A 24,829-nucleotide genomic window follows, 5' to 3' on the forward strand; every position below is an offset into this window, starting at 1 on the left:
GAGACACACGTGGAAATCCGAGAGCTCGACCGGGACAACCTCGCACCGGACAACGGACTGCGCGCCCAGCGCCTGTTCCCCTGGCCGGCCCTGAACGCGCCCTTCGAGGGCTCCTGGTGCGTCGTGCCCCCGGGCGCGGCCTCCGGTCCGCACAGCCACCACGAGTACGAGGTCTGGATCGCGATGACCGGTGAGGCGGCGATCCTCAGCGAGGGCAGGAAGGTGCCGTTCACCGCCGGTGACGTCGTCCACTTCCGCCCCGGCACCCGCCACCAGGTCGTCAACGACTCCGACGCCGACTTCCAGATGTACGCGGTCTGGTGGGACGCCGAGCTGGCGGAGAAGTTCTCCGTCCGGCACCGGGAGGAGACGGCATGAGCGGGCGCAGCCGGCGCCGCGCCGTCGTCGTCGCGGCGACCCCCACCCCCAACGGGGACCTGCACATCGGCCACATGGCGGGCCCGTATCTCGCGGGCGACGTCTACAGCCGCTATCTGGCGGCCGACGGCCGGGACGTGATCTACACGACCTGCACCGACGACAGCCAGACCTACGTCACCACCACGGCCCGCCGACTCGGCGTCCCCGCCGAGCAGTTGTGCGCCGAGTCCACCGCGAAGATCGAACGGACCATCTCCGCGATGGGCCTGTCGATGGAAGGGCTGCCGCCCATCGACGACCGCTACCGCGCCACGGTCCTCGAGTTCTTCACCCGGCTGCACGAGACGGACCGGCTGCGCGAGCGGACCGTACGGCTGCCGTACGCGCAGGAGTCCGGCCGGTATCTGTACGACGGCCTGATGACCGGCAGCTGCCCGGTCTGCCTGACCGGCAGCGCCGGAGGCGTCTGCGAGGGCTGCGGGCATCCCAACAACGCCGACGAACTGCTCGGCGCGCGCTCGGTGCTGGAGCCCGACTCGCCGGTGACCACCCGCGAGGTCACCATCCTGGTGCTGCCCATGGAGGAGTACCGCGAGCGGCTGACCTCGTACTTCGCCGAGCGCCTCGGACGCTGGCGGCCGCACGCCGCCCAGCTCATGAGGGAGTTGCTGGCCCGTCCGCTGCCGGAGATACCGGTGACGGTGCCCGGCGAGTGGGGCATCGCGGCGCCCTTCCCCGAGACGCCGGGGCAGATCCTCTACCCGTGGGTGGAGGCCATGCCGGCCGTCATGTACAGCACCTGGTGGTCCGCGGACCGGCGCGGTGAGCGCACCGAGGCCGTCGACGAACTCTGGCGGGCCGGGAGCGGGACGGAGCTCGTGTACTTCCACGGCTTCGACAACGTCTACCACTGGGGTCTGCTCGACCTCGTCCTGCTGATGGCGCACGGCGACCGCTATGTGCTGCCCGAGGCCAACATCAGCAACGAGTTCTACGACCTGGAGGGCGAGAAGTTCTCCACCAGCCGCAACCACCTGATCTGGTCGGCGGACCTGCTGGCGGAGGTGCCGAGGGACCTCGTCCGCTTCTATCTGGCCCTGACCGCACCGGAGTTCCAGCGCACCAACTTCAGCACCGCCGCCCTCACCGAGGTGACCGGGCGACGGCTGACCGGGCCGTGGAACCGGCTGGCTCAGGCGCTGTCCGCGCTCGCCCCGGCCGGTGCGGCGAGCCCGCTGCCGACCACCGCGACGGGCCGGGAGCGGGCCGCCGCGATCATCGAGCGGTTCCGTCTCACCTACGAGCTGGACGGCTTCAATCTGGGCCGCACCGCCGAGAACGTCGTCGCGGGCCTCGACCGGCTGACGGCGGCGGCCGAGGAGCCGCGCGAGCGGGACGACGCGCTCGGCGCCGGGGACCTGCTGCTCCAGGTGCGGGCGCTGCTGGCCTGCGCCGCCCCGCTGCTCATCGACGCCGCCGCCGAGGCGACGGCCGCGGGCGTGGACCTGGCGCTGGACGCCGAACAGCCCGAGAAGATCACCCCGTTCGCCCTGCCCAGGCTGCCGGAGGCGGCCCGGCCCGGCGTCGATCGCACGGAGGTGGCGGCATGAAGCTGCTCACGCTGGAGACGGTGCAGTACCTGAACTACTACCACGGCCGCTACCGGCAGGTGGAGGACCTCGGCGTCGACCTCTACGTCCTCAACGGCGAGGGCACGGACGACTTCTGGCGGGCCGACCGCTATCGCACGGCGGGCTCCCGGAAGATCGGCGACATCGTCGACCGGGCCCGCGCATGGCACGCGGAGGAACGTTTCGACGGGGTGATCACCTTCTCCGAGTCCTCCGTCATCACCGTCGCCGCGGTCGCCGACGCACTCGGCCTGCCGGGCATCGGGGTGCCGGCCGCCGTGTGCAGCAGGAACAAGTACCTGATGCGCCGGGCCTATGAGCGGGCGGGCGCCCCGATCCCCTCGTACCGGCTGGTGGAGAGCCTGGACGACGCGCTCCGGGCGGCGGCCGACTTCGGCTACCCGGTCATCCTGAAGCCGACCCTGGGCGCCGGAAGTCACTTCGTCTTCCGGGTCGACAGCCCCGAGGAGATGGCGTTGCGGCACGCCCAGGCCGCCGAGGGCATCCGTGACCTGTTCTGGGTCAACTCCGAGGCAGAGGGCGTGGACCTCGGGCCGAACGGACTGCTCGTCGAGTCCTTCCTCGACGGCCGCGAGTTCCTGATGGAGGCCGTCGTCTGGGACGACGAGGTCTACCTCGGCTCGATCGTGGACCGCATCACCGCCGAGGGCGGCACCTTCGACGACGACGTCCACCACGCGCCGACCTCGCTCGGCCCCGAGGACATCGAGAAGGTGCACCGCGCGGTGCGGGCCGGGGCGCACGCCCAGGGACTGCGGCGCAGCGTCATGCACGCCGAGGTCAGGTTCCACGACGGCGAGCCGCACCTGCTGGAGATCGCCGCCCGGGTCGGCGGCGGGGGCCTGGACCTCATCGCCCGCAAGACCGCCGACCACGATCCGATCAGGGCCGTCGTCGACATCGGGCTCGGAGTGCGCCCCGACGTACGGCACTTCGCGCCGACCGGCGTCCACATCACCGCGATGTGCCTCATCAGCGAGGCGGGTGTGGTCGAGAAGGTCGACGTGCCGGCGGAGGTCGCCGAGTCGGACAAGGTCTTCCTGCTCAAGATCACGGCCCGGCCGGGCGACGTCATCCGCCGGCCCCCGGACGGCAACACGATCCTCGGCTTCCTCGGCACGACCGGAACCTCCCAGGAGGAGGCGTTCCGCACGATGAACGACTTCGCCTCCCGGATCAAGGTGACCTTCCGGCGGCAGACGCCGCAGCTCCAGGACGCCGCCACCGCCTCCTGAGCCCGCACCGCCCGACGCCTCCCGCCCACTTCCGCGCAAGGAGAATCGACAGTGCAGCAAGACACCTCGTCCGCACGCCGGAACACCGCGGCCCAGGGCGGCCGCCCGGTTCGGACGGTGCGGCCCCGGCGCTATCTGATGTGCTCGCCGGTCCACTTCGACGTCGTCTACTCCATCAACCCCTGGATGGAGCCGGAGAAGCCCACCGACGCCGCGCTGGCCGTCGCCCAGTGGGAGCGGCTGCGCAGCCTCTACCTGGGCCTCGGCCACGAGGTCGAGCTGATCGAACCGGTCGCCGGCCTGCCCGACATGGTCTTCGCGGCCAACGGCGCCACCGTCGTCGACGGCCGGGTGCTGGCCGCCCGGTTCCGCCACGAACAGCGCGCGGACGAGGGCCCGGCATACGCCGCCTGGTTCCGTGAGCGCGGCTACGACGTGCACGACTCCTCCCACATCAACGAGGGCGAGGGCGACTACCTCGTCACCGGCGACCGCATCCTCGCCGGCACGGGCTTTCGCACCGACCGGCGCTCGCACGCCGAGGCGGAGCAGTATCTCGGCCTGCCGGTGGTGACGCTGGACCTGGTCGACCCGCGCTTCTACCACCTCGACACCGCGCTGGCCGTCCTCGACCACGAGGAGATCATGTACTACCCGGCGGCCTTCACCCCCGAGAGCCGCCGGACCCTGCGCGAGCTGTACCCGGACGCGATCGAGGCGACCGAGGACGACGCGGCGGTGTTCGGCCTGAACGCCGTCTCGGACGGCCGGCACGTGCTGCTGCCCGAGCAGGCCACCCATCTCATCGACGAGCTGTGGGCGCGCGGCTTCGTGCCGATCGGTGTGGACCTGTCCGAGCTGCTCAAGTCCGGCGGCAGCTCCAAGTGCTGCACGCTCGAGATCCGCGACGCGGAGCCGGAGGCCGGCGCATGACGATCAATTACGACGGACGCAGGTTCCGCCCCGCGGAGGCGGACGCCCAGGGGCGCACCGCGCTCTACCGGCAGGAGGGCGACCTGCTGTGGGGCACCTTCTCCGGCGGCAGGGCCCGGCGCGGCTCGCTGACCGGGGTGTGCGCCCCCGACGGCTCGCTGGACTTCGCGTACTCCATGGTCCTGGACGACGGCGAGGTCGTGTCCGGCCACTGCCGCAGCACCCCGGAGCTCCGCGAGGACGGCGGCATCGATCTGCGCGAGGAGTGGGAGCGCTTCGGCACCCACGCCGCGAAGGGCGTCTCGTACCTGAAGGAGGTCAAGTGATGTCGCCGTCGACGACCCCGTCCGCCACGCCCAGGAAGGGCGGCACGGTGACCTGGGCGTGCGCCCCCGGGTTCCCGCCCGCGGTGATCTTCCCCTTCACGCCGGCCGAGCGGATGGGGACGCGGAACATCTACGAGTTCCAGATGCTGATGTACCGGCCGCTGTACTACTTCGGCAGCCAGGGCACCCCGGACGTGGACTACGACCAGAGCATCGGCGAGCCCCCGCGGTGGAGCGAGGACGGACTGACCGTCACCGTGAAGGTCAAGCCGTGGAAGTGGTCCAACGGCGAGACGCTGTGCGCGGACAACGTCCTGTTCTGGGTCAACCTGATGAAGGTCAAGGGCGACCGGTACGGCGAGTACGTCCCCGGCTACTTCCCGGACAACCTGACCTCCTACGGCAAACTCGCCGAGGACACCGTCTACTTCACCTTCGACAAGGCCTACTCGAAGAAGTGGGTGCTGATGAACCAGCTCAGCACCATCACCCCGCTGCCCAAGGCGTGGGACCGCACCACCGAGGGGCCCGCGAACGCGTCGGGCGGCGTGGCCGACGTTCCGGCCGTCTACGACTACCTGATGGCGGAGCAGGGCGACATCATCGACGAGGGCAACGCACACCGCACCCGGTGGGCCGACAGCCCCGTGTGGAGCGTGGTCAGCGGACCCTGGCGGCTGAAGAGCTACACGCTTCAGGGCATGGTCACCTTCGTGCCCAACGAGCACTACTCCGGCCCCAACAAGCCCTACCTGGACGAGTTCCGGCAGGTCCCGACGTTCTCGGACGACGAAGAGTACGCGATGCTCAAGGCCGGCCCGCACGCCGAGGGCGGCATCCAGGTCGGCTACCTGCCGCTGAGCTTCGCCTCGGAACCGGCCACCGACCCCACCGTGGGCGGACCCAACCCGCTCGCGGACACCTACACGCTGGTGCCGCAGGTCGCCTTCTGCATCCGCTACTTCTGCCTCAACTACAACAACCCCACGGTGGCCGCGAAGGTCTTCCGGCAGACCTACTTCCGGCAGGCGCTGCAGAGCACGCTCGACCAGGACTCCGCCGTACGCGACATCTACCAGGGCTACGCCTACCGGCAGAACGGCCCCGTGCCGATGGTCCCGGCGACCGACCTCGTCTCCCCGCGCCAGCGCGAGGGGGCCTGGCCGCTGCCCTTCGACGTCGACCGGGCCCGTGAGCTGCTCGCGGCCAACGGCTGGGACACCAGCACCACTCCGGCCGTGTGCGTGAACCCCGGCACCGGACCCGGCCAGGCCGGCGAGGGCATCCCCGCGGGCACCAAGCTGAGCTTCTCCCTGCGCTACGTCGAGGGGCGCCCGGCGCTGACCCGGCTGATGGAGAAGTACCGCAAGGACGCCGCGGCCGCCGGGATCGAGCTGCGGATGGAGGAGGTGTACGGCTCGGTGCTCGTCGCCGAGGACGCGCCCTGCGCCGCCGGACCGGACTGCCTGTGGGAGATGACCTGCTGGAACGGCGGCTGGGCCTATCACTACCCGAGCGGCGAGATCCTGTTCCAGACCGGTGCCGGCGGCAACTTCGGCCACTACAGCGACCCGCGGGCCGACCAGCTCATCGAGGCGTCCGTCACCTCCGACGACCTGGAGGCGCTCTACACCTACCAGGACTTCATCGCCGAGCAGGTGCCGGTCATCTTCACGCCGAACTTCCCCATCCGGCTCTTCGAGGTGGCCAACAACCTCGGCGGGTTCGGGCCCGTGAACCCGTTCGGAATGATCAACCCCGAGAACTGGTACTACCGCGAGGACGCGTGAGGTGACTCTGTCCGCGACTCCCGTGGCGCCCCTGGGATCCCACGCGCTGCTGATGTTCCTGCTCCAGGTGGGGGTCCTGCTCGGCACGGCCGTGCTCCTGGGCCGGCTCGCACAGCGGCTCGGCATGCCCTCCATCGTCGGCGAGCTCTGCGCGGGCGTGGTGCTGGGGCCGTCCCTGCTCACGCCGCTGGCCCCCGCCTTCGCCGCCTGGCTGCTGCCCCAGCAGCCGCAGTCCATGCACCTGCTGGACGCGGCGGGCCAGCTCGGGGTGCTGCTGCTGGTGGGCATCACCGGCATGAACATCGACCTCGGGCTGATCCGCAGGAAGGGCAGGGCCGCCGTCCTGGTCAGCACCGGCGGCCTCGTGGTGCCCTTCGCCGGCGGGGTCGCGGTCGCGCTGGCGATCCCGGCCGCCCTGCTCGTCGACGGCGTGGACCGCACCGTCTTCGCCCTGTTCGCCGGTGTCGCGCTCTGCGTCAGCGCGCTGCCGGTCATCGCCAAGACCCTGCTCGACATGGGGCTGCTGCACCGCGACATCGGGCAGCTCATCGTCGGCGCGTCCGTGGTGGACGACATCGCGGGCTGGCTGCTGCTGTCCGTCGTCTCGGCGATGGCCACCACCGGCGTGCACGGCCCGGACGTCGCCTGGTCCGTGGTGAACCTGATCGCGATGCTCGCCTGCGCCTGGTTCGTGGGCCGCCCGCTGGTCCGCCGCCTGCTGCGGTGGGCCGGCCGGGCCGGCAACGGCGGCTCGGTGCCCGCCGTGTGCACCGTGCTGATCGTCCTGGGAGCCGTGGCCAGTCACGCACTCCACATGGAGGCGATCATCGGTGCCTTCATCGTCGGTGTCCTGATCGGCTCGGCCGGGGAACCGGACCGCGAGCGGCTCACCCCGCTGCGGATCATGGCCGTCACCGTCCTCGCCCCGCTGTTCTTCGCGACCGCGGGGCTGCGGATCGACCTGACCGCCCTGGCCCGCCCCGAGGTCGCGCTGTGCGCCCTGCTGGTGCTGACCGTCGCCGTCGTCGGCAAGTTCGCCGGGGCGTACGCGGGGGCCAGGGCCGCCCGGCTCGGCCACTGGGAGGCGCTCGCGCTCGGCGCCGGGATGAACTCCCGCGGGGTGATCGAGGTGATCATCGCGATGGTCGGGCTGCGGCTCGGGATCCTGACCACCGGGATGTACACGATCATCGTGCTCGTCGCGATCGTGACGTCCGTGATGGCCGCGCCCCTGCTGCGCATGTCCGTACGGCGCATGCCCGTCACCCGCGAGGAACGGGTCCGCGAGCGCGTCATGGCCGGCGGCCCGGCGCCGGAGTCGAATTCCTGACGCACAGGCACTGAATTTCCGACGCGCCGGATTTCCGCCGGTGAACCGGCACTAACGTGAGGCCGACCCGTCCACCTGTGCGTGCTCGGCCCCCCAACTCCCCGAAAGGAAAGGTGACATGAGAGAAGTGCAGAAGGCGACGGGAGAGCGGCCGCTGCTGCTCGTGGTGGCGACGGGCATGCGGACGTACCGCGAGTATCTGCTGCGCTCCATTCGCGAGGAGTTCGACATCCATCTCTTCCACGTGGACGAACCCACCTGGGAGAAGGAGTACATCCGCGGCTGGACGGTCCTGCCCAGCACCCTGGACGGCCCGGCGATGGCCCGCGCGGCCCGCGAGCTGCACGCCGCGACGCCCGTGGCCGGTGTCCTGTGCTGGGACGAGGGACGCATCCACGCCGCCTCCTACGTGGCCGAGGCCCTCGGCCTGCGCAACGGCGAGCCGGACGTCATCTGGCGGTTGCGCGACAAGGGCCAGACCCGGGCCGCCCTGGACGAGGCCGGCGTCGCCCAGCCCCGCTCCGTCGCGGTCAAGACGCTCGACGAGGCCCTGGCCGCCGCCGACCGCGTCGGCTACCCGGCGATCCTCAAGCCACGCGGCCTCGGCGCCAGCCTCGGCGTCGTACGCGTCGAGGACGCCGGCGAGCTCGCGGAGAGGTTCCCCTTCACCGCCGGGATGAAGGGCCCCGACCCCGAGCCGCTGCTCTACAGCACCGATCAGCCGGTCCTCGTCGAGGAGTTGGTGACCGGCGAGGAGATCAGCGTCGACGCGGTCGTCCAGGACGGCAAGGCGGTACCGCTGTTCATCGGCCGCAAGGTGGTGGGCTATCCGCCGTACGCGGAGGAGATCGGCCACTTCGTCGACGCGGACGACCCGCTGCTCACCGACCCGCAGCTGCTGGACGCCCTCCAGGACACCCACACCGCGCTCGGCTTCCGCGACGGCTGGACGCACAGCGAGTTCATGCTGACCGCCGCCGGACCGCGGCTGATCGAGGTCAACGGCAGGCTCGGCGGGGACATGATCCCCTACCTGGGCATGCTGGCCACGGGCATCGACCCGGGCCTCGCCGCGGCGCGTGTCGCCTGCGGCATCACCCCCGAAACGACCCCGGCCCACCGGAGGGTCGCGGGCATCCGCTTCTTCTACGTCGAGCACGACGACACCCGCATCGAGTCCGTCTCGTTCCACGAGGCGGGGCTGCCCGCCGCGCTCGAACAACTGGTGCCCGTGGCCAGGGCCGGTGCCGTCGTGTCCCCGCCGCCCAAGGGCACGGTCTGGGGGCGGATCGCCTTCGCCATCGCCACCGGCGGCGCCGTCGAGGAGTGCGGCGCGGCACTGGACGCCGCCGAGGCGGCACTGCACGTGCGCAGCGGTCAGGACGCCACCCATGCGAGAGAAGAGTGAACGTGCATGGCAACTGAGGAGAAGAAGGACGACAACGTGGCGATCTGGGCCACGTTCCGGGATTCGTCGGCGGCGGTGAAGACCATCCTCGCGGGCGTGCTGCTGAGCAAGCTCGGCGGATTCCTCAACGTCTTCATCGTGCTGTACCTGACCTACCGCGGTTACTCCGAGAGCGAGGCGTCCTACGCGCTGGGCGCCTACGGAGCGGGCGGGGTCGCGGGTGTGCTGCTCGGCGGCACCCTCGCGGACCGGCTCGGGGCGCGCAACGCGACGATCCTGGGCATGGCCGGCACCGCGGTGCTCACCGCGGCGCTGCTCTACCTGCCGAACTATCCGACGCTCGTCGTGGCGGTCGTCCTGGCCAGCCTCATGGCCCAGCTCTACCGGCCGGCCGCCGCCGCGCTGCTCTCCGAACTCACCTCGGGCAGCAGCCAGGTCGTCGTCTTCGGCATGTACCGCTGGTGCCTGAACGTGGGCGCGATGGCGGCGCCCATGGTCGGCCTCGGGCTGTACCACCTCGACGGCGAGAGCTACACACTGCTGTTCTGGGGCGAGGCGGTGATCGCGCTGGCGTACGCCGTCGTCGCGGCCGCCGTCCTGCCCCGCCGGGCCGCGCGGGGCACCGCCGAGGCGGCCCCGGCCGAGGAGGAGAGCGGCACGGCGGGCGGCTACCGGGCGATGCTCCGCGACCGCCGGTACGTGCTCTATCTGACGGCCACCCTGTTCAACGCGATCATCTACGTGCAGTACCTGTCGACGCTGCCGCTGGACGTCGAGGCCCATGACCTCGACCTGTTCTGGTACACGGCCGCGGTCTCCCTCAACGGCTTCATGGTGATCGCCTTCGAACTGCCGCTCACCAAGGTGACCGGGCAGTGGCGCACCAGGATCGTCGTGGGCCTGTCCTTCGGACTGGTCGGTCTGGGTGTGGCCCTGTACGGCATGCCGATGGGCGCGGCCGTGATCATCGGCGCCACCCTGGTGTGGACGCTCGGTGAGATCATCGGCGGTCCCGCGGTGTTCGCCCACCCGGCGACGGCGGGCCCGGCGCATCTGCGCAGCCGCTACATCGGCGCGTTCCAGTTCATGCACGCGCTCGGTACGGCCATCGGCCCGGTCCTGGGCGGCCTGCTGTTCGTGCGGCTCGGCCACGACGTGTGGCCGCTGCTCGGTGTGATCGGGCTGGCCGCGGCGGGGCTGGGTGTCGCCGCGATCCGTACTCCGGCCCCGGAGCGGAGCGAGCCGACGGACGAGCCGGCCGCGCAGCCGGCCGACGCCTGAGCGCTCCGCCGGAAGGCTGCGCGAGGGGCCGTCGGTCGACTGCGGCTCCGTCGTGGCCGGTCGCGCAGTTCCCCGCGCCCTTTTGGGGCGCTGCCGAACCGCAGCGGACTCGCCCGGCCTGCTCAGCCGGATTCCCCACACACACCAAACGGCCGCCGTCCCCGCGAGGGGCGGCGGCCGTCGTGCTGCCGTCGGCGCCGGTCAGCCGAGGGCGAGGCTGCGGGCGAACTCCTGCAGCGCCGGGCCCGGTACGGGGACCACGGAGGTCTGGTAGCCGGCCATCATCGGCGGTATCACGTCCTCGTACTTCCGCAGCCAGACGTCGGTGGCGTAGACGGACTGCGACAGCCGCACGCGCTCTTCCTCGGAGCGGAAGGCGCGCAGCAGGTGGTAGCCGTCCTCGTCGTTCAGGGAGGGCCCGTTGGCGAGCACGGTGATTCCGCACTCGCGCATGAGCGGCACCGTGCCCTCCTCGCTGATCCTGTGGAACTCCGGCCGAAGGCCCGGCTTCACGGTGAACAGCCGGATCTCCAGCAGCCATGGTGCGCCGGCGCTGCTCATGTCGTCTCCTTCGCTTCTCACTTGACCCGGACTCCGGCCTTCCAGACCCCGGTGATGTGCTCGGGCTGTGCGATGACCTCGATGTCCACGAGCGGGTCCTCGTCGAGGACCAGGACGTCGGAGTCGTAGCCCTCGCGCAGCTGACCGGAGAGCGGGGCCTGCGGTCCGAGGGTGGCGGGGCCGATCGCGGTGCCGGACTCGATGGCGTCCAGCGGCGTCATGCCGGTCTTCACCAGCAGGGGCAGCTCCCGGCCGTTGCGGCCCCAGGAGTCGGGCATCTCGGTGCCGGTGAGCGCGACGTCGGTGCCGGCGGCGATCGTCACGCCCTGCTCGCGGGCGATGGCGACGGCCTCCGCGTGCCGCCCCGCCGTGGCCTGGAGCTTCTTCAGCGCGTACGCCGGCAGCAGGTGACCGTTGTCGAGGAGTTCCTGGAAGATCGTGCGGGTGGTGACGAGGATGGCGCCGCACTCGCGCATGGCCACGGCGGCCTCTTCGTCGATGTAGGTGCCGTGCTCGATGGTTTTCACCCCGGCCTCCAGCGAGGCCATGATGCCGGGCTTGCCGTGGCAGTGCGCGGCGACGATCCGGTCGGCCATCCCGGCGACCTCGACGATCGCGCGCAGCTCCGCGTTCGTGAACTGCTGGTGGATGGGGTGGTCGACCTCGGACAGCACACCGCCGGAGGCGCAGACCTTGATGAGCTTGGCGTTGCGGCGCAGCTGTTCGCGCGCGGCGCGGGCGCACTCCGCGGGCCCGTCGGCCAGCCTCAGTTCACCGCCGAGGTGCCCGAAGTCCTCCACCCACGACGTCGGATAGCTGTGCAGGTCGGCGTGGCCGCCGGTGGTGGACAGGGTGGTGCCGGCCGGATAGATCGACGGGCCCTGCACCGTGCCCTCCTCGATGGCGCGGACCAGGTGGATGCCGAGTCCGCCGGTCTCGCGCACGGAGGTGACTCCGGCGTTCAGCGCGTTGCGCAGATCGGTGGTGATCCGGGCCGCCCGCAGGGCGATCGGTTCCTGGGGCAGCAGGGAGAGGTCGGCCGACCGCAGCCCCATGAAGTGGCCGTGGCAGTCCCACAGTCCGGGCATCACGGTACGGGCGCGGACGGTCTCCGCTTCCGGTGTGTCGGGGGCCTCGGCGAGAGGGCCGGCGTAACGGATGGCCTCCTCGTCGAATATGACGCAGCCGTTCTGAATCGGCTGGCCACGGCCGGGAATTAACTGTTCCGCTTCGATTCGCTGCAACATGCAGGGAGCAAATCAAAGTGGTGTTCCGACGACAACAGGTGTTCGGGCTGGGCAAGTTGTCGCTTGGGGCCGGGCCGTTTTCACGGTGTCAATACGGTCTGCGCGGCCTGGGAATGGCCGGCCTGTTGTGCGGCCCGGTGCCGGAACACATGGCGATATGTCTGCGGGGACACGGTGGTGACCCGGCCGAAGTGATACCGGAGATTGGCGGCCGTACCGAACCCGGTGCTGCGCGCGATCTGTTCCACCGGCTCGTCCGTGGTCTCCAGCAGCTCCTGCGCGAGGCGGACCCGCTGCTGCAGCAGCCACTGCAGCGGAGTGATGCCGAGCCGGTCCCGGAACCGCCGGGCGAAGGTGCGCTCGCCCAGGTGGGCGGCGCGCGCGAGCTGCGGCACGGTCAGCGGCTCGTGCAGCCGCTCCTGCGCCCACTGCAGGACCGGCGCGAGATCGTCGCTCGTCTCCGCCCGCACCACCGGCTTGGTGTACTGCGACTGGCCGCCCTCGCGGTGCGGCGGTACGACCATCCGGCGGGCCACCTCGTTGGCGACGGCGGCGCCGTGGTCCTGACGCACCAGGTGCAGACACAGGTCGATGGCCGAGCCGGTGCCGGCCGAGGTGAGGATGTCGCCCTCGTCGGTGTAGAGCGCGGAGGGGACGAAGTCGACCTCGGGGAAGCGGTGGGCGAAGTCCCCGGCGTTCATCCAGTGCGTGGTCGCCGTACGGCCCGTCAGCAGCCCCGCCGCGGCCAGGACGTAGGCGCCGGTGCAGATCGAGACGATCCGCTTGCCCCTGCCGTGCGCCTCGCGCAGCACCTCGACGAGCCGGGCGGGCGGGTCGAGCTGGACGGGCCGGGCACACGCCGTGACGAGGATGGTGTCGGCGTCGAGCAGGTCGTCGAAGCCGTAGGGGGTGTGCACGGCCAGGCCGGTCGCCGTGCGCAGCGGAGTGGAGGAGTCCCCGCACATCCGCAACTCGTACCAGGGGTCGATGAGATCGGAGCGGTCGGTCCCGAACACCTCGCAGGGAACGGCCAGTTCGAACGTCGGGGTGGCATCCGTAATGGCGAGCGCGATCACGTGGGGACGCATGTCGGTAATTTAGCGCACGATGTCAAAACTGCCGATGGTGCCGGCGAGAGCCCGCGGGCGATGCTGGCCGGCATGAGCGAAGCCAAGACAGAACCCTCCGGGGGAACCCTCAGCGCGGTCCAGGGCACCGCGATGTATGTGGGCGCCGTGCTCGGCACCGGTGTCATCGCCCTGCCCGCGCTCGCCGCCGAGGCGGCCGGCCCCGCCTCACTGCTCGCCTGGCTGGCCCTGGTCGTCCTGTCGGCCCCCCTGGCCGCTGCCTTCGCCGCTCTGGGAGCCCGCTACCCGGACGCCGGCGGCGTCTCCACCTACGCCATGAAGGCGTTCGGCGAGCGTGCCTCCGCCGTGGTCGGCTGGTGCTTCTACCTCGCCGTGCCGCCCGGCGCGGCCGCGGCGGCGCTCTTCGGCGGCGCCTATGTCTCCTCCGCGGTGGGCGGCGGCACCACCACCACGACCGTGACCGCCGTCGGCCTGATGGTGGTCGTCACCGCCGCCAACGCGCTGGGCCTGCGGGTGACCGGGCGGTTCCAGTTCATGCTGGCCGGCCTGCTCGTGACGCTGCTGCTGATCGCGGTCGCGCTGTCGCTGCCGAAGGCGGACACGGCCAACCTCGAACCGTTCGCCCCGCACGGCTGGTCCGCGATCCTGCCGGCGGCCGCGCTGCTGGTGTGGAGCTTCGCGGGCTGGGAGGCGATCACGCACCTGGCGGGCGAGTTCAAGCGCCCGGCGCGGGACCTGCCCCGGGCCACCTACTCGGCCGTCGTGATCGTGGGCGGGTTGTACCTGCTGGTGGCCTTCTCGGTCATCGTCGTCCTCGGCGCCAAGGCCTCGGAGTCCGACGCGCCGCTCGGCGACCTGATGGCCGCGGGCCTGGGCGGCGACGCCCGCTACCTCGCCGCGGGCGCGGCGCTGCTGCTCACCACGGGCGCCATGAACGCCTACTACGCCGGTGCCGCCAACCTCGGTGCCGCCCTCGCCCGGGACGGCGCGCTGCCCGCGTGGATGTCCCGGGGCAGCGTCGCCGGCGAGGTGCCGCGGCGCAGCCTCGCGGTGGTGTCCGGCCTGTCCTTCCTGGCCCTGTTCGCCGTGGTGGCCTCCGGCCTCGGCACCGAACCGCTCGTCCTGCTCACCACCGGCTCGTTCGTCGCCGTCTACGCGATCGGTGTCGCCGCCGCCGTGAAGCTGCTCCCGAAGGGCACCAAGGGCCGGGCCTCCGCGCTGGGCGCGTGCGTCGCCGTCGCCGCCCTGCTGATCATGGCCGGCCTCTATCTGCTGTGGCCGCTGGCCGTCGCCGGCGCCGCCCTGCTCTACCTGCGGGTGAACCGGCGCCGCCGGGCCGGCGAGCAGGCGCAGGCCGCCGTGCCCGGGACGCCGCCGCTGGAGACCGCCTCCGACGCCCGGGAATCCGCCTCGTGACGCCTCAGTCTCCGTCCGCGGTCACGGACATGGTGTCGGTGACCGCGGACGACGTACGGTCCGCACCGACCGCGCGGAGTCTCGGGGCCGCGGTGGCCACGTTCCTCGGACTGGACGCCGGCACCTCGGCCCCGCCCGCACCGGCCTCGTACGCACCGCTCGCGCACGACGACCCCGCCGCCGCCCTGAAGTGGCTGAACTCCTGGGGATGCAGGATCCGTTACCCCCGCCCCGGGGAGCCGGACCTCTTCGCCCCCGCCCTGCACGAGTGGACCGCCCGCTGGTACGAGCTCCTCCCGGGACCGGGCACCCGGCTCGGCGAACTCACCGACGACGACATCGCACCCCTCGGCGAGTGCTACGCCGACCTGTGCGCACTCGCCGCCGGAACCCCTGACCGCCCCCGGACCCTGGGCGCGACCGCCGCCTCGAAACTGCTCCACGGGCTGCGCCCCTACTCCCTGGTCCCCTGGGACGAGGCCATCGCCCGCAAGCTGCACGGCACCAGGGACGCGGCGGCCTACCTCGCCCACCAGCGCCTGAACCGGGACTGGGCCCGGCACGTTCTCGCCGACAGCGGCCTGGACGAGGAGGCGCTCGCCAACTTGTACGGGTGTCCCGGCAGACCGCTTTCCAAGATGCTGGACGACTACGCGTACCTCACATTGACCCGATCGGACACACGGTGATCCTTCGCATAGACCACATCGGGCTGGCCACCGCGGACCCCGAGGGCGTGGCCGCCTTCATGACCACGCTGGGCATGCGCAAATACGACGAAGGGCATGCCGACGACTACGGAGTGGCCTGCGAGTTCTGGCAGTTCGGGGGCGGCCTCGGCAACCCGGCCGTGGAGATCGTCTCCCCGACCCAGGAGCGCTCCGCCATCGAGGGCCGCCTGGAGCGCCAGGGCCCGGGGCTGTACCACCTCGCCTTCGAGGTGGACGACCTGGAGAGCGAGACGGCCCGGCTGCGCGGCCAGGGCTTCACGGCGATCGACGCGGAGCCCTGCAAGGGCGCGCGCGAGGGCATGACCGTGGCGTTCCTGTACGCCCCGGCGCCGGCCAACCTGCTGATCGAGCTGGTCCACTACGCACCGGACCTGGGGAGGGACGTGTGATCACCCTCGACGACGTCCGGGCGGCTGCGCTGCACCTGCCCCGTACCGAGGAACACCTGATCCGGGAGTACGTGAAGTTCAAGGTCGGCCGCATCGTGTACGCCTCGGTCTCCCCGGACGAGACGACCATGGGCTTCGCCTTCCCCAAGGAGGAACGCGAGTCGCTGATCGCCGCGGAGCCCGAGAAGTTCCAGCTGCCGCGCACCTCGGACATGCGCTACAACTGGGTCCACCTGCGGATGCCGGTCCTCACCCCGCGGGAACTGGTCCCGCTGGTCCTGGACGCGTGGCTGATGGCGGTGCCCCGGTCGGTGGGCGACGCCTACCTGGAGTCGCTGCCCGCTCAGCCCTGACGGGCGGCGTCCTGCCGGCGCACCATCTCGTTGATCCGGTCGGGAGCGTACGGGGACGTGCAGCCCGGGGAGGTCGGGCAGTCCTTGAGCACCTCCAGGCGCTCACCGACGGCCAGGGCCCGGGCCCGGTGCTCGGGGTGCTCGATCCCGATCTGCGCCAGGCAGTGGTTCATCGCCCACTGGAGCCGGTCCGGGGCGTCCTTCATCCGCGCCTCGATCACGTCGAGCAGTCCCACGAGATCGAGGCCCGCGGGCCTCTTCGCCACGCGCTCGGTCGTCAGCGCCCAGCCGGCAGCGGCGACCACCGGGTCCGGGTCGGCGGACCAGGCCAGGCGCAGCACCTCGGCGTGCGGGTTCTTCTTCACGACGTGGTTCACGGCCCGCACCTTGGGATCCTCCAGCCCGGCGAGCTCCTCCATCACCTCGGCCACGGTCGCCTCGGTCACCGTCGTGTCGGCCACGTCGGCCTCCTGTCGCTCGCCTGTGCTGCGGATGTGCCCTCCACGGCCCGAGCGTAATGTGGGCCGGGTACATCCGGACCGCGCCCGCCGGGCGTGAACTCTCGTAGGTCCCGGGTGGTTCCCCCGCACACTTTTCCGTGGCCGGGGTGCGCCCGGACGAGCGGAGGATCAGCGATGGGTACAGTCACCACCGACGACGGCACCACGATCTTCTACAAGGACTGGGGTCCCCGCGACGGCGAGCCGATCGTCTTCCACCACGGATGGCCACTGAGCGCCGACGACTGGGACAACCAGATGTTGTTCTTCTCGGCGCAGGGCTACCGGGTCATCGCCCACGACCGCCGCGGCCACGGCCGCTCCACGCAGACCGCCGGCGGCCACGACATGGACACCTACGCCGCGGACGTGACCGCCCTCACCGACGCCCTCGATCTGCGCGGCGCCGTCCACATCGGCCACTCCACCGGCGGCGGCGAGGTCACCCGCTACGTCGCCCGCGCCAAGCCCGGCCGCGTCTCCAAGGCGGTCCTGGTGGGGGCCGTACCGCCGCTGATGCTGAAGACGGAGGCCAACCCGGGCGGCCTGCCGATCGAGGTCTTCGACGGCTTCCGCGACGCTCTCGCCGCCAACCGGTCACAGTCCTTCATCGACATCCCCACCGGGCCCTTCTACGGCTTCAACCGCCCCGGCGCGCAGGTGTCGCAGGGGCTGATCGACAACTGGTGGCGGCAGGGCATGACGGGCGCGGCCAACGCCCACTACGAATGCATCAAGGCGTTCTCCGAGACCGACTTCACCGAGGACCTCAGGCAGATCGAGGTGCCCGTGCTCGTCGCGCACGGCACCGACGACCAGGTCGTGCCGTACGAGGACTCGGCGCCCCTGACGGTCGAGCTCCTCAAGAACGGCACGCTGAAGACGTACGAGGGCTATCCGCACGGGATGCTGTCCACCCACCCGGAAGTCCTCAACCCGGACATCCTCGCGTTCATCCGTTCCTGAACCCGGCGGGTTCGGACGTGTCGTCCGGCTCCGTCGTGCCGGGCCGTGAGCGGAACGTCCGGCGGTAGGCGTCCGGAGGCACGCCCACGGTCCGGTTGAAGTGCCGGCGCAGCGTCGTGGCGGTGCCCATGCCGGTGGCCGTCGCGACGGCGTCGACCCCGTCGTCGGTGTTCTCCAGCAACTCCTGGGCGCGCCGGATGCGTTGGGTCAGCAGCCATTGCAGCGGGGTCGTGCCGGTCACCGCCCTGAAGTGCCGGCCCAGATGGCGTGAGCTCATCCCGGCCCGGCGCGCCAGGTCCTCCACGGTGAGCGGCCGGTCGAGCCGCTCGATCGCCCAGGGCAGCAGCGCGGCCAGCGGATGGTCGTCCCGGCTGGGCACCGGGGCGGCCACGAACTGGGCCTGGCCGCCCGCCCGGTGCGGCGGCACGACCAGGCGCCGCGCGACGGCGTTGGCGACGGACGAGCCGTGGTCGAGCCGGACCAGGTGCAGGCAGAGATCCATGGCGGCTGCCTTGCCCGCCGAGGTGAGCACGCTGCCGTTGTCCACGTAGAGCAAGTCCGGGTCGACCGCCACCCGCGGAAAGCGCTCGGCGAGCACGTCGGTGTGCGCCCAGTGCGTGGTGGCCCGCCTGCCGTCCAGCAGCCCGGCGGCGGCCAGCACGAACGCCCCGGTGCACAGCGAGGCCACCCGCGCTCCCGCCTCATGGGCCGCGCGCACCGCGTCCACGAGATCGGCGGGCGGCTCCACATCGACGTCCACCCAGCCGGGGACGATCACGGTGTCGGCGTGCCGGAGCCGGTCCAGCCCGTGGTCGGCCTCCAGCCGGAACCGTCCGACCCGCACGGCGCCCGTCCCGCAGACCTCGACGTCGTACCAGGGGACGCCCACCCCGTCCGGAGCGGAGCCGAACACCTCGTAGGCCAGGGACAGTTCGAAGTGCAGCATGCCCTCGGTGACGGCCAGTGCCATCGCGTTACCCATGTCCGAAAGTGTACGGGTCTCGTCGTTCCGGACACTCACGAGGAGCGGCCCGCCCCCGCCAGGATGTCTGCACAGGACGAACTCGGCGGATCATTTCGAGCACGGGGAGAACCCATGACATCGGCATCGGCGGCATCCGGATCGGCATCGGCATCGGCGACGGGACGGACCGTCGCGGTGTACGGCGCGTACGGCCACACCGGACGCTTCGTCGTGGCGGAGCTCATGGAGCGCGGATACGTCCCGCTCCTCTCCGGCCGCGACGCCGACAAGCTGCGCGCACTGGCGGCCACCGTGCCGGGCGCGGAGATCCGCCCGGCCTCCGTCGAGGACCCGTCCGCGCTCGACCGTGCCCTCGCGGGAGCGGACGCCGTGATCAACTGTGCCGGCCCCTTCGCCCTGACGGCGGCCCCCGTGATCGAGGCGGCCCTGCGCGCGGGCATCCCGTACGTCGACGTGGCGGCCGAGATCGAGGCCAACGCCGACACCTTCGCGCACTTCACGGACCGGGCCCGCGAGGCCGCAGCGGTGATCGTCCCCGCGATGGCCTTCTACGGCGGTCTCGGCGACCTCCTGGCCACCGCCGCGATGGGCGACTGGACGACGGCCGACGAGGCGACGATCGCGTACGGCCTGAGCGGCTGGCACCCCACCGAGGGGACCCGCGCCGCGGGCACGGTCTCCCGGGACCGCCGGGCCGGCCGCCGAGTCCGTTACACGGACGGCAGGTTGGAGTACCACGACGGCGAGTCGTCGGTGCTGAAGTGGCCCTTCCCGGACCCGATGGGGACCCGGGAGGTCGTCGGGGAGTTCACGATGGCCGACGTGGTCACGATCCCCAGCCATCTCGCCGTTCCCGAGGTGCGCACCCACATGGCGACCGAGGCGGCCAGGGACCTCGCGGCCCCGGACACTCCGGCGCCGGCCGCCGCCGACGAGGCGGGCCGGTCCGACCAGACCTTCCTGGTCGACGCCGTCGTCCGCTCCGGCTCCGCCGAGCGGCGCGCCACGGCGAGCGGCCGGGACATCTACGCCGTCACGGCACCCCTCGCGGTGGAGGCGGCCGACCGCATCCTCACCGGCCGTACCCGCGCCACCGGCGTGGCCTCCGCGGGCGAGATCTTCGACGCACCGGACTTCCTGCGTGCCCTGGCCCCGCACATCTGCGTCGAACTGCCCCGGTTCTGAGGCCTGGAGCCAGGGCCGGGAACCGCCCGGTCCCTCAACCGGTCCCGTCGCGAAGGCCCTTGTCGATCTCGCCCAGTGCGCCGATCAGCCGCGTGTAGTCGTCGGCCGGCAGCGGCCTGACGAAGTGCTCCTCCACCACGTGGGCGTGCACGGCCGCCGCGCGCAGGAACACGGCACGCCCCTCGGCGGTCGCCTCCACCAGGGTCACCCGCCGGTCCCCGGGGGACGGCACGCGGCGGACCAGGCCGGCGTCCTCCATGCGGTCGATGAGGCGGGTCGTACCGCTGCTGGTGAGCGTGAGGTCGTCGGCGAGCTGCCGCTGGGAGACCTCCTCGCCGGGCCGGCGGCAGAGCCGCATCAGCACCTCCAGCATGGTGTGGCTGATCCCGCACTCGCGCCGCAGCGCGCTGTCGATCCGCTGTTCCAGACGGGTGGCGGACTTGATCAGCAGACCGAAGTCCCGCACGAGCTCGCTGCCGGCGGCGCGGGCGGCGGCACTGACGGCGGCTTCGTCGCCGGGCTGGGGCGTGGCGTCCATGACGGTCGAGTTTACTGCCCGGTCACTTACTGCGCTCTCAACCACTCCTCCCGCAATTGCTGAGCAATCAATTGCTGACCAGTCACTGAAATTGTACGGTGGGCCCTCCGCGAGCGAGAGGGAGTTCAGTGGATCTGCAGCACTGGCTCGGCCGAGCCACCCACGCGATACAGGACTGGGCCGACACCTTCGGCCCCTACCGGCCCCACCCGTCCCTCCACGTGGACGACGACAGCTTCGGGGCGGTCTTCGAGGAGTTCACGGCCCGGCTGGCGGACAACTACCCCTTCTTCCACCCGCACTACGCGGGTCAGATGCTGAAACCGCCGCACCCGGCGGCCGTGGTCGGCCATCTGACCGCGATGCTGATCAACCCCAACAACCACGCCCTGGACGGCGGCCCGGCCACCGCGGCCATGGAACGCGAGGCGGTCGCCCGGCTGGCCGCGATGTTCGGCTACGGCACACACCTCGGCCACCTCACCACCAGCGGCACGATCGCCAACCTCGAAGCCCTCTTCGTCGCCCGCGAACTGCACCCCGGCCGGGGTATCGCGCACAGCGCGGACGCCCACTACACCCACGGCCGCATGTGCCACGTCCTGGGCCTGCCGAGCCACCCGGTCCGCACCGACGACCGGGGCCGGATGGATCTCGACGCGCTTCAGGACGTACTGCGCACGGGCGAGGTCGGCACCGTGGTCCTCACCACCGGCACCACCGGAGCGGGCGCGGTGGACCCCGTGCACGAGGTGCTGCCCCTGGCCGAGCGCCATGGCGTCCGTGTCCATGTGGACGCCGCGTACGGCGGCTTCTTCACCCTCCTCGCCGGCGCCGACGGCCCCGAGGGTCTGCCCCCGGAGCCCTGGCGGGCGATCGCCCGGGCGGACTCGATCGTCGTGGACCCCCACAAGCACGGCCTCCAGCCCTACGGCTGCGGCGCGGTGCTGTTCCGCGACCCGGAGGTGGGCCGCTTCTACCTCCACGACTCGCCCTACACCTACTTCACCTCCACCGAACTCCACCTCGGCGAGATCAGCCTGGAGTGCTCCCGCGCCGGCGCCTCCGCGGCCGCCCTGTGGCTCACCTTCCAGCTCCTGCCGCCCACCCCCGACGGCCTGGGCCGGGTCCTCGCGGCGGGCCGGCGGGCGGCGCTGCGCTGGGCCGACCTGATCGAGGCGTCCGACGCCCTGGAGCTCTACCGGCGGCCCGAGTTGGACATCGTCACCTACTTCCCCGCGGTCGCCCCCGCGACCCTCACCGGCATCGACGCGGCCTCGGCCCGCATCCTGGCCGACGGCATGACCGGCCCCGACCCGGTCTTCCTCAGCACCCTCAGGGCCGACCGCGAGTCCTTCACGGCCCGCCACCCCGAAGTCGTCGCGGACGCGGACGGCGCCCGGATCCTGCGCAGCGTCCTCATGAAGCCGGAGTCCGAGGACCACGTGGAGCATCTGCACCACCGCCTCGAACAGCTGGCGGGTTCCGCCTGAACGAGCGCGTGGCGCCACCCGTCCGTGGCGGGAACGGGCAGCGCCACGCGGTGAAACCGGCGACTGCTGGAGCGCGTTTCAGTGGTGGTGGCCCTGCCGGCCGAGGCTCTCCACCGGGCCCGCGCCGGGGCGCGTCCACTGCGGTACGGGGCGGCTGGTCGGACCCCAGGTGGGGTTCCCGTCCGCGTCCGAGCGCCAGCTCCAGCACGCGTCACGCCCCTCGGGCCACCCGTCGGGGTTGTCCTCCCACGCCTCGCCGCGGCCGTGAGGCGTCATGTCGAGCAGACCGAGGGCCGGGTTGACCCGCTCGTTGCCGCGGCCAGTGCGTCGCCCTGGCGGGTGTGGGCCTTCTCGCGGACCAGCAGCTCGTCACGGGCGGCCTGCCAGGTGGCCAGGTCGACGACGGGCGGCCGCCCGCGCGGCGCGGTGCTCGGATCGCTCGGCGTGTTCGTCATGACTTCCTCCGTGGTGTCCGTGTGCAGGTCAGTGGAGGGTCGGCCGGTAGGTGAGCTCCTGGGTGCGGCCGTCGAGCGTGTGGTGCTCGACCAGCTCCAGGTCGAAGTCGGCCGCACCCCGGAAGATCGGGTCGATGCCGGTCCGACCGGTGATGACGGGGAAGAGCGTCACCTGCACGAAGTCGACCAGGCCGGCGGCCATCAGCGCCCGGTTCATCGACAGGCTGCCGTGCGAGCGCAACGGCACCTCGGACTCCTCCTTGAGCCGGGCGACGACGTCGACGGCGTCACCGCTCACGAGCGTCGCGTCCGGCCAGTCGAGGGGGCCTTCGAGCGTCTTCGACACCACCGTCGCCGGCATGTTCCGCATCCGGGTGACCCAGGGGTCACGCACGGACGCCTCGGTGTTCGACGCCAGGATCCGCACGAAGGCCCGGTAGGTGTGGGCGCCGAAGACCATCCGCTGCTCCGTGTCGTACCGCGCGAGGCGATGTTCGAGCAGCTCGGGGCCCTGCTTGCCCCAGTAGCCCGACCAGTCGGCGCTTGCCGCGCCGTAGCCGTCGAGGCTGGAGAGGACGTCGAAGGTGTACGTGGCCGTCATGGCGTTCTCCTCGGTGCGGTGGCTCGATGCGGTTGCGGACCGGCGGTCCTTCGGGGTGGGTCTCGATGACCGTCACACCCATGGACCCGGTCCGCCGCCGAAACTCATCGTTGTGCCCACCGCACCCGAGGAGCGGAGCGGCTCGCCCCGAGCGACCGGATCGGCCGGGGCCGGGTCTCAGCGCACCGGGAAGCCGAAGGAGTAGCCCTGCTCCTTCAGCCAGGGCAGGACCCGGCGCAGGGCCTCGACGGTCTGGGAACGGTCGCCGCCCGCGTCGTGGAAGAGGAGCGTCGGCCCGTTCGGCAGCTCTTGCCGGACGGTGGCGACGATCGCGTCCGCGCCCGGCTGCTCGAAGTCCTTGGTGTCCACGTTCCAGCCCAGCGGACGCATGCCCCGCTCGGCGGCGAGCTTGCGGCTGTAGGGCGTGAAGGCACCGCCCGGAGCCCGGTAGTACATCGGCCGTACGCCCCCGGACGCCTTGGTGATCATGCGCTCGGCGTCGAGGATCTGCTGCGACTGGTAGGCCTGGGAGTTCTTGTCCATCGTGGTGTCGTGCGACACCGAGTGGTCGCACAGCCGGTGCCCCTGCGCGACCACCTTCTTGACGAGGTCGGGGTGGGCCTGCGCCTGCGTCCCCACCATGCAGAACGTCGCCTTCACCCCGTACTCCCGCAGCACGTCCAGCACTTGGGGGGTCCAGTTCGGGTCGGGGCCGTCGTCGATGGTGATGTTGACGCCGCGTGCCCCCTTGTCCGAGGCGTGCACGATGCTCACGTCGACCGGCCTGACCGCGGGCGCGGCCGGCACGGACGCCTTCGGCGAGGAGTCGCCCACGGCACCGGCCTGCGCGGTCCACACCGAGGCACCGGTGGCGAGCACGGTCACCCCGAGCGCCGCGCCGATCAGCTTGCCGTACCAGCCCCGCCCACCACCGTGCCGCGCCATGTCCGCCCCACCTTCGCGTAGTTCCTCGCCGACCCCCCGGCCGCACTGCGACCACCTGGCAGGACGAGGGAAATCGGCCCCGGGCTCCGCCCGTTACCGATCAAGGACAATTCCGGGGAGGTTCGCGGACAACCCGCCGGCCGGAGCCCGGAACCCACCGTGTTCGGAACCAGCCGTGTTCGGAACCAGCCGTGTTCGGGTCAGCCGAAGGGGACGGCGTCGGTGGGGGCGGTGTGCCAGTTGGTGACGACGGGCTTGTCGACGGTGATGGTGCCGACGGGCAGGGAGACGGGGTCGGGGTCGTTCTCGCCGACGGCGACGATGATGCTGTCGAGCTCCTTGCCGCCGTCCGTGCCGGTGGACTTGGGGTTGACGCCGGCGTAGGCGGCGGTGCTGCCGCTGAGCTTGATCTGCTCGCCCACGGACTGCTCCGCGGGACCCGCCTGGGTGCCGTCGGAGCCGAAGGCCACGGTCGGGAGTCCGGCGGGCAGGTAGCAGGTGATGCCCGGCTTGGCCTTGGCGATGACGAGGATGTATCCGCCGGCCTGGGTCTCGGACCGGGTGCTCCAGGAGATGTCGTTGGCGCCGCAGCTCTGCTCGACCTGCTCGCGCCCGCCGTTGCCGGTGTCGGCGCCGGACCCGGCCCCGTCATCGGTCCCCTTGCCCGAGCCGCCGCTGCCCTTCCCGGTGTCCTTGCCGCCGCCCGCGCTCGACGAGCCGGACGAGGAGCCCGAGCCACCCGCCTGGCTCGGGGAGGAGGAAGGCCCCTTGGAAGCACCCGTGTCCTTGGTCGCGTCCGAGTCCTGGCATGCCGTCATCAGCATCGCGCCGCCCACGAGGGCCGCGGAGACGAGGAGGGCCTTGCGACGGTTGCCGAACATGAAATCCCCTTGGTGATCGGTTGGCCGAGGCCGAAGCGGTTTCGGCGGCTCGGTGCTGCTCGATCAGCAGGAGGGGGCCGTGAGCCGGGAGGATCCCGGTGCCTTCGTTCCAGGACATCGCTGTCACAGAGCGGTGACATGATCACGAGGGCGGGAGCC

At 71.7% G+C, this 24,829-nt stretch carries 24 protein-coding genes and 2 pseudogenes; 16 read left to right on the forward strand and 10 right to left on the reverse strand.

Features of this window, described 5'->3' with window-relative positions:
* Positions 1–9 precede the first annotated feature (9 nt).
* From AC3ETA_RS20885 to AC3ETA_RS20925, 9 genes are all read left to right on the forward strand, one after another.
* Complete coding sequence (locus tag AC3ETA_RS20885; protein ID WP_393507483.1) at positions 10–378, forward strand: cupin domain-containing protein; 369 nt, start codon at positions 10–12, stop codon at positions 376–378.
* Entirely contained in the window at positions 375–1,991 is a 1,617-nt protein-coding gene (locus tag AC3ETA_RS20890) for a class I tRNA ligase family protein (protein WP_432194427.1), read from the forward strand. The genes AC3ETA_RS20885 and AC3ETA_RS20890 overlap by 4 nt, the downstream gene beginning before the upstream one ends.
* Positions 1,988–3,268, forward strand: coding sequence for an ATP-grasp domain-containing protein (locus AC3ETA_RS20895; protein ID WP_432194428.1), 1,281 nt, complete (start codon positions 1,988–1,990; stop codon positions 3,266–3,268). The genes AC3ETA_RS20890 and AC3ETA_RS20895 overlap by 4 nt, the downstream gene beginning before the upstream one ends.
* Positions 3,269–3,319: 51 nt before the next feature.
* On the forward strand, positions 3,320–4,201 hold the full coding sequence (ddaH, locus tag AC3ETA_RS20900; RefSeq protein WP_432194429.1) for a dimethylargininase: 882 nt from the start codon (positions 3,320–3,322) through the stop codon (positions 4,199–4,201).
* Positions 4,198–4,527: an avidin-fold protein gene (locus AC3ETA_RS20905; protein WP_432194430.1), complete on the forward strand. Its 330-nt coding sequence runs from the start codon at positions 4,198–4,200 to the stop codon at positions 4,525–4,527. Before ddaH ends, AC3ETA_RS20905 begins: the two co-directional genes overlap by 4 nt.
* Complete coding sequence (locus tag AC3ETA_RS20910; RefSeq protein ID WP_432194431.1) at positions 4,527–6,317, forward strand: ABC transporter substrate-binding protein; 1,791 nt, start codon at positions 4,527–4,529, stop codon at positions 6,315–6,317. The genes AC3ETA_RS20905 and AC3ETA_RS20910 overlap by 1 nt, the downstream gene beginning before the upstream one ends.
* Before the next feature lies 1 nt (position 6,318).
* The gene (locus AC3ETA_RS20915; RefSeq protein WP_432194432.1) at positions 6,319–7,647 is read left to right on the forward strand and encodes a cation:proton antiporter; all 1,329 of its coding nucleotides are present in this window, start codon (positions 6,319–6,321) and stop codon (positions 7,645–7,647) included.
* 118 nt (positions 7,648–7,765) lie between these two features.
* Positions 7,766–9,055, forward strand: a complete 1,290-nt coding sequence (locus AC3ETA_RS20920; RefSeq protein WP_432194433.1) for an ATP-grasp domain-containing protein — start codon at positions 7,766–7,768, stop codon at positions 9,053–9,055.
* Between the two features lie 6 nt (positions 9,056–9,061).
* Positions 9,062–10,336, forward strand: a complete 1,275-nt coding sequence (locus tag AC3ETA_RS20925) for an MFS transporter (RefSeq protein WP_432194434.1) — start codon at positions 9,062–9,064, stop codon at positions 10,334–10,336.
* Between the two features lie 201 nt (positions 10,337–10,537).
* On the opposite strand, the gene AC3ETA_RS20930 is transcribed toward AC3ETA_RS20925, so the two are convergent.
* From AC3ETA_RS20930 to AC3ETA_RS20940, 3 genes are all read right to left on the reverse strand, one after another.
* On the reverse strand, positions 10,538–10,897 hold the full coding sequence (locus tag AC3ETA_RS20930) for a hypothetical protein (RefSeq protein ID WP_432194435.1): 360 nt from the start codon (positions 10,895–10,897) through the stop codon (positions 10,538–10,540).
* Between the two features lie 17 nt (positions 10,898–10,914).
* Positions 10,915–12,144 (reverse strand): metal-dependent hydrolase family protein, encoded by a 1,230-nt coding sequence (locus AC3ETA_RS20935; RefSeq protein WP_432194436.1) that lies wholly within the window; start codon positions 12,142–12,144, stop codon positions 10,915–10,917.
* Positions 12,145–12,224: 80 nt separating this feature from the next.
* Positions 12,225–13,232, reverse strand: coding sequence for a GlxA family transcriptional regulator (locus AC3ETA_RS20940; protein ID WP_432194437.1), 1,008 nt, complete (start codon positions 13,230–13,232; stop codon positions 12,225–12,227).
* A gap of 72 nt (positions 13,233–13,304) precedes the next feature.
* Here AC3ETA_RS20940 and AC3ETA_RS20945 point away from each other — a divergent pair, with 72 nt between their 5' ends.
* From AC3ETA_RS20945 to AC3ETA_RS20960, 4 genes are read left to right on the forward strand one after another with little or no spacing between them, the layout of a single operon-like run.
* The gene (locus tag AC3ETA_RS20945; RefSeq protein ID WP_432194438.1) at positions 13,305–14,648 is read left to right on the forward strand and encodes an APC family permease; all 1,344 of its coding nucleotides are present in this window, start codon (positions 13,305–13,307) and stop codon (positions 14,646–14,648) included.
* A complete protein-coding gene (locus AC3ETA_RS20950) occupies positions 14,645–15,337 on the forward strand; it encodes a hypothetical protein (RefSeq protein ID WP_432194439.1) in 693 nt (230 codons plus the stop codon). Before AC3ETA_RS20945 ends, AC3ETA_RS20950 begins: the two co-directional genes overlap by 4 nt.
* Positions 15,334–15,768, forward strand: a complete 435-nt coding sequence (locus tag AC3ETA_RS20955) for a VOC family protein (protein WP_432194440.1) — start codon at positions 15,334–15,336, stop codon at positions 15,766–15,768. Before AC3ETA_RS20950 ends, AC3ETA_RS20955 begins: the two co-directional genes overlap by 4 nt.
* On the forward strand, positions 15,765–16,121 hold the full coding sequence (locus AC3ETA_RS20960; RefSeq protein ID WP_093597849.1) for an MmcQ/YjbR family DNA-binding protein: 357 nt from the start codon (positions 15,765–15,767) through the stop codon (positions 16,119–16,121). The genes AC3ETA_RS20955 and AC3ETA_RS20960 overlap by 4 nt, the downstream gene beginning before the upstream one ends.
* Here AC3ETA_RS20960 and AC3ETA_RS20965 read toward each other — a convergent pair.
* A pseudogene (locus tag AC3ETA_RS20965) lies at positions 16,112–16,498 on the reverse strand (DNA alkylation repair protein); the annotation flags it as partial. The gene AC3ETA_RS20960 and the pseudogene AC3ETA_RS20965 sit on opposite strands and share 10 nt — an antisense overlap.
* Positions 16,499–16,756: 258 nt before the next feature.
* Between AC3ETA_RS20965 and AC3ETA_RS20970 the strand changes: the two are divergent.
* On the forward strand, positions 16,757–17,587 hold the full coding sequence (locus AC3ETA_RS20970) for an alpha/beta fold hydrolase (RefSeq protein WP_432194441.1): 831 nt from the start codon (positions 16,757–16,759) through the stop codon (positions 17,585–17,587).
* On the opposite strand, the gene AC3ETA_RS20975 is transcribed toward AC3ETA_RS20970, so the two are convergent.
* Positions 17,574–18,569 carry a helix-turn-helix domain-containing protein gene (locus AC3ETA_RS20975; protein WP_432194442.1) on the reverse strand — a complete coding sequence of 332 codons (996 nt, stop codon included), beginning with the start codon at positions 18,567–18,569 and terminating at the stop codon, positions 17,574–17,576. The two genes, AC3ETA_RS20970 and AC3ETA_RS20975, sit on opposite strands and share 14 nt — an antisense overlap.
* Before the next feature lie 114 nt (positions 18,570–18,683).
* On the opposite strand from AC3ETA_RS20975, the gene AC3ETA_RS20980 reads away from it, so the two are divergent.
* Complete coding sequence (locus AC3ETA_RS20980; RefSeq protein ID WP_432194443.1) at positions 18,684–19,757, forward strand: saccharopine dehydrogenase family protein; 1,074 nt, start codon at positions 18,684–18,686, stop codon at positions 19,755–19,757.
* Positions 19,758–19,791: 34 nt separating this feature from the next.
* On the opposite strand, the gene AC3ETA_RS20985 is transcribed toward AC3ETA_RS20980, so the two are convergent.
* Positions 19,792–20,295: a MarR family winged helix-turn-helix transcriptional regulator gene (locus AC3ETA_RS20985; protein WP_432194444.1), complete on the reverse strand. Its 504-nt coding sequence runs from the start codon at positions 20,293–20,295 to the stop codon at positions 19,792–19,794.
* Between the two features lie 128 nt (positions 20,296–20,423).
* On the opposite strand from AC3ETA_RS20985, the gene AC3ETA_RS20990 reads away from it, so the two are divergent.
* Entirely contained in the window at positions 20,424–21,788 is a 1,365-nt protein-coding gene (locus tag AC3ETA_RS20990; RefSeq protein ID WP_432194445.1) for a pyridoxal phosphate-dependent decarboxylase family protein, read from the forward strand.
* Between the two features lie 78 nt (positions 21,789–21,866).
* Here AC3ETA_RS20990 and AC3ETA_RS20995 read toward each other — a convergent pair.
* From AC3ETA_RS20995 to AC3ETA_RS21010, 4 genes and pseudogenes are all read right to left on the reverse strand, one after another.
* A pseudogene (locus tag AC3ETA_RS20995) lies at positions 21,867–22,243 on the reverse strand (hypothetical protein).
* Positions 22,244–22,271: 28 nt separating this feature from the next.
* Entirely contained in the window at positions 22,272–22,844 is a 573-nt protein-coding gene (locus AC3ETA_RS21000) for a dihydrofolate reductase family protein (RefSeq protein WP_432194446.1), read from the reverse strand.
* Between the two features lie 177 nt (positions 22,845–23,021).
* A complete protein-coding gene (locus AC3ETA_RS21005) occupies positions 23,022–23,789 on the reverse strand; it encodes a polysaccharide deacetylase family protein (RefSeq protein WP_432194447.1) in 768 nt (255 codons plus the stop codon).
* Between the two features lie 200 nt (positions 23,790–23,989).
* On the reverse strand, positions 23,990–24,670 hold the full coding sequence (locus AC3ETA_RS21010; protein WP_432194448.1) for a DUF4232 domain-containing protein: 681 nt from the start codon (positions 24,668–24,670) through the stop codon (positions 23,990–23,992).
* Positions 24,671–24,829 lie beyond the last annotated feature (159 nt).

The sequence above is a fragment of the Streptomyces sp. bgisy027 genome (assembly GCF_057710365.1).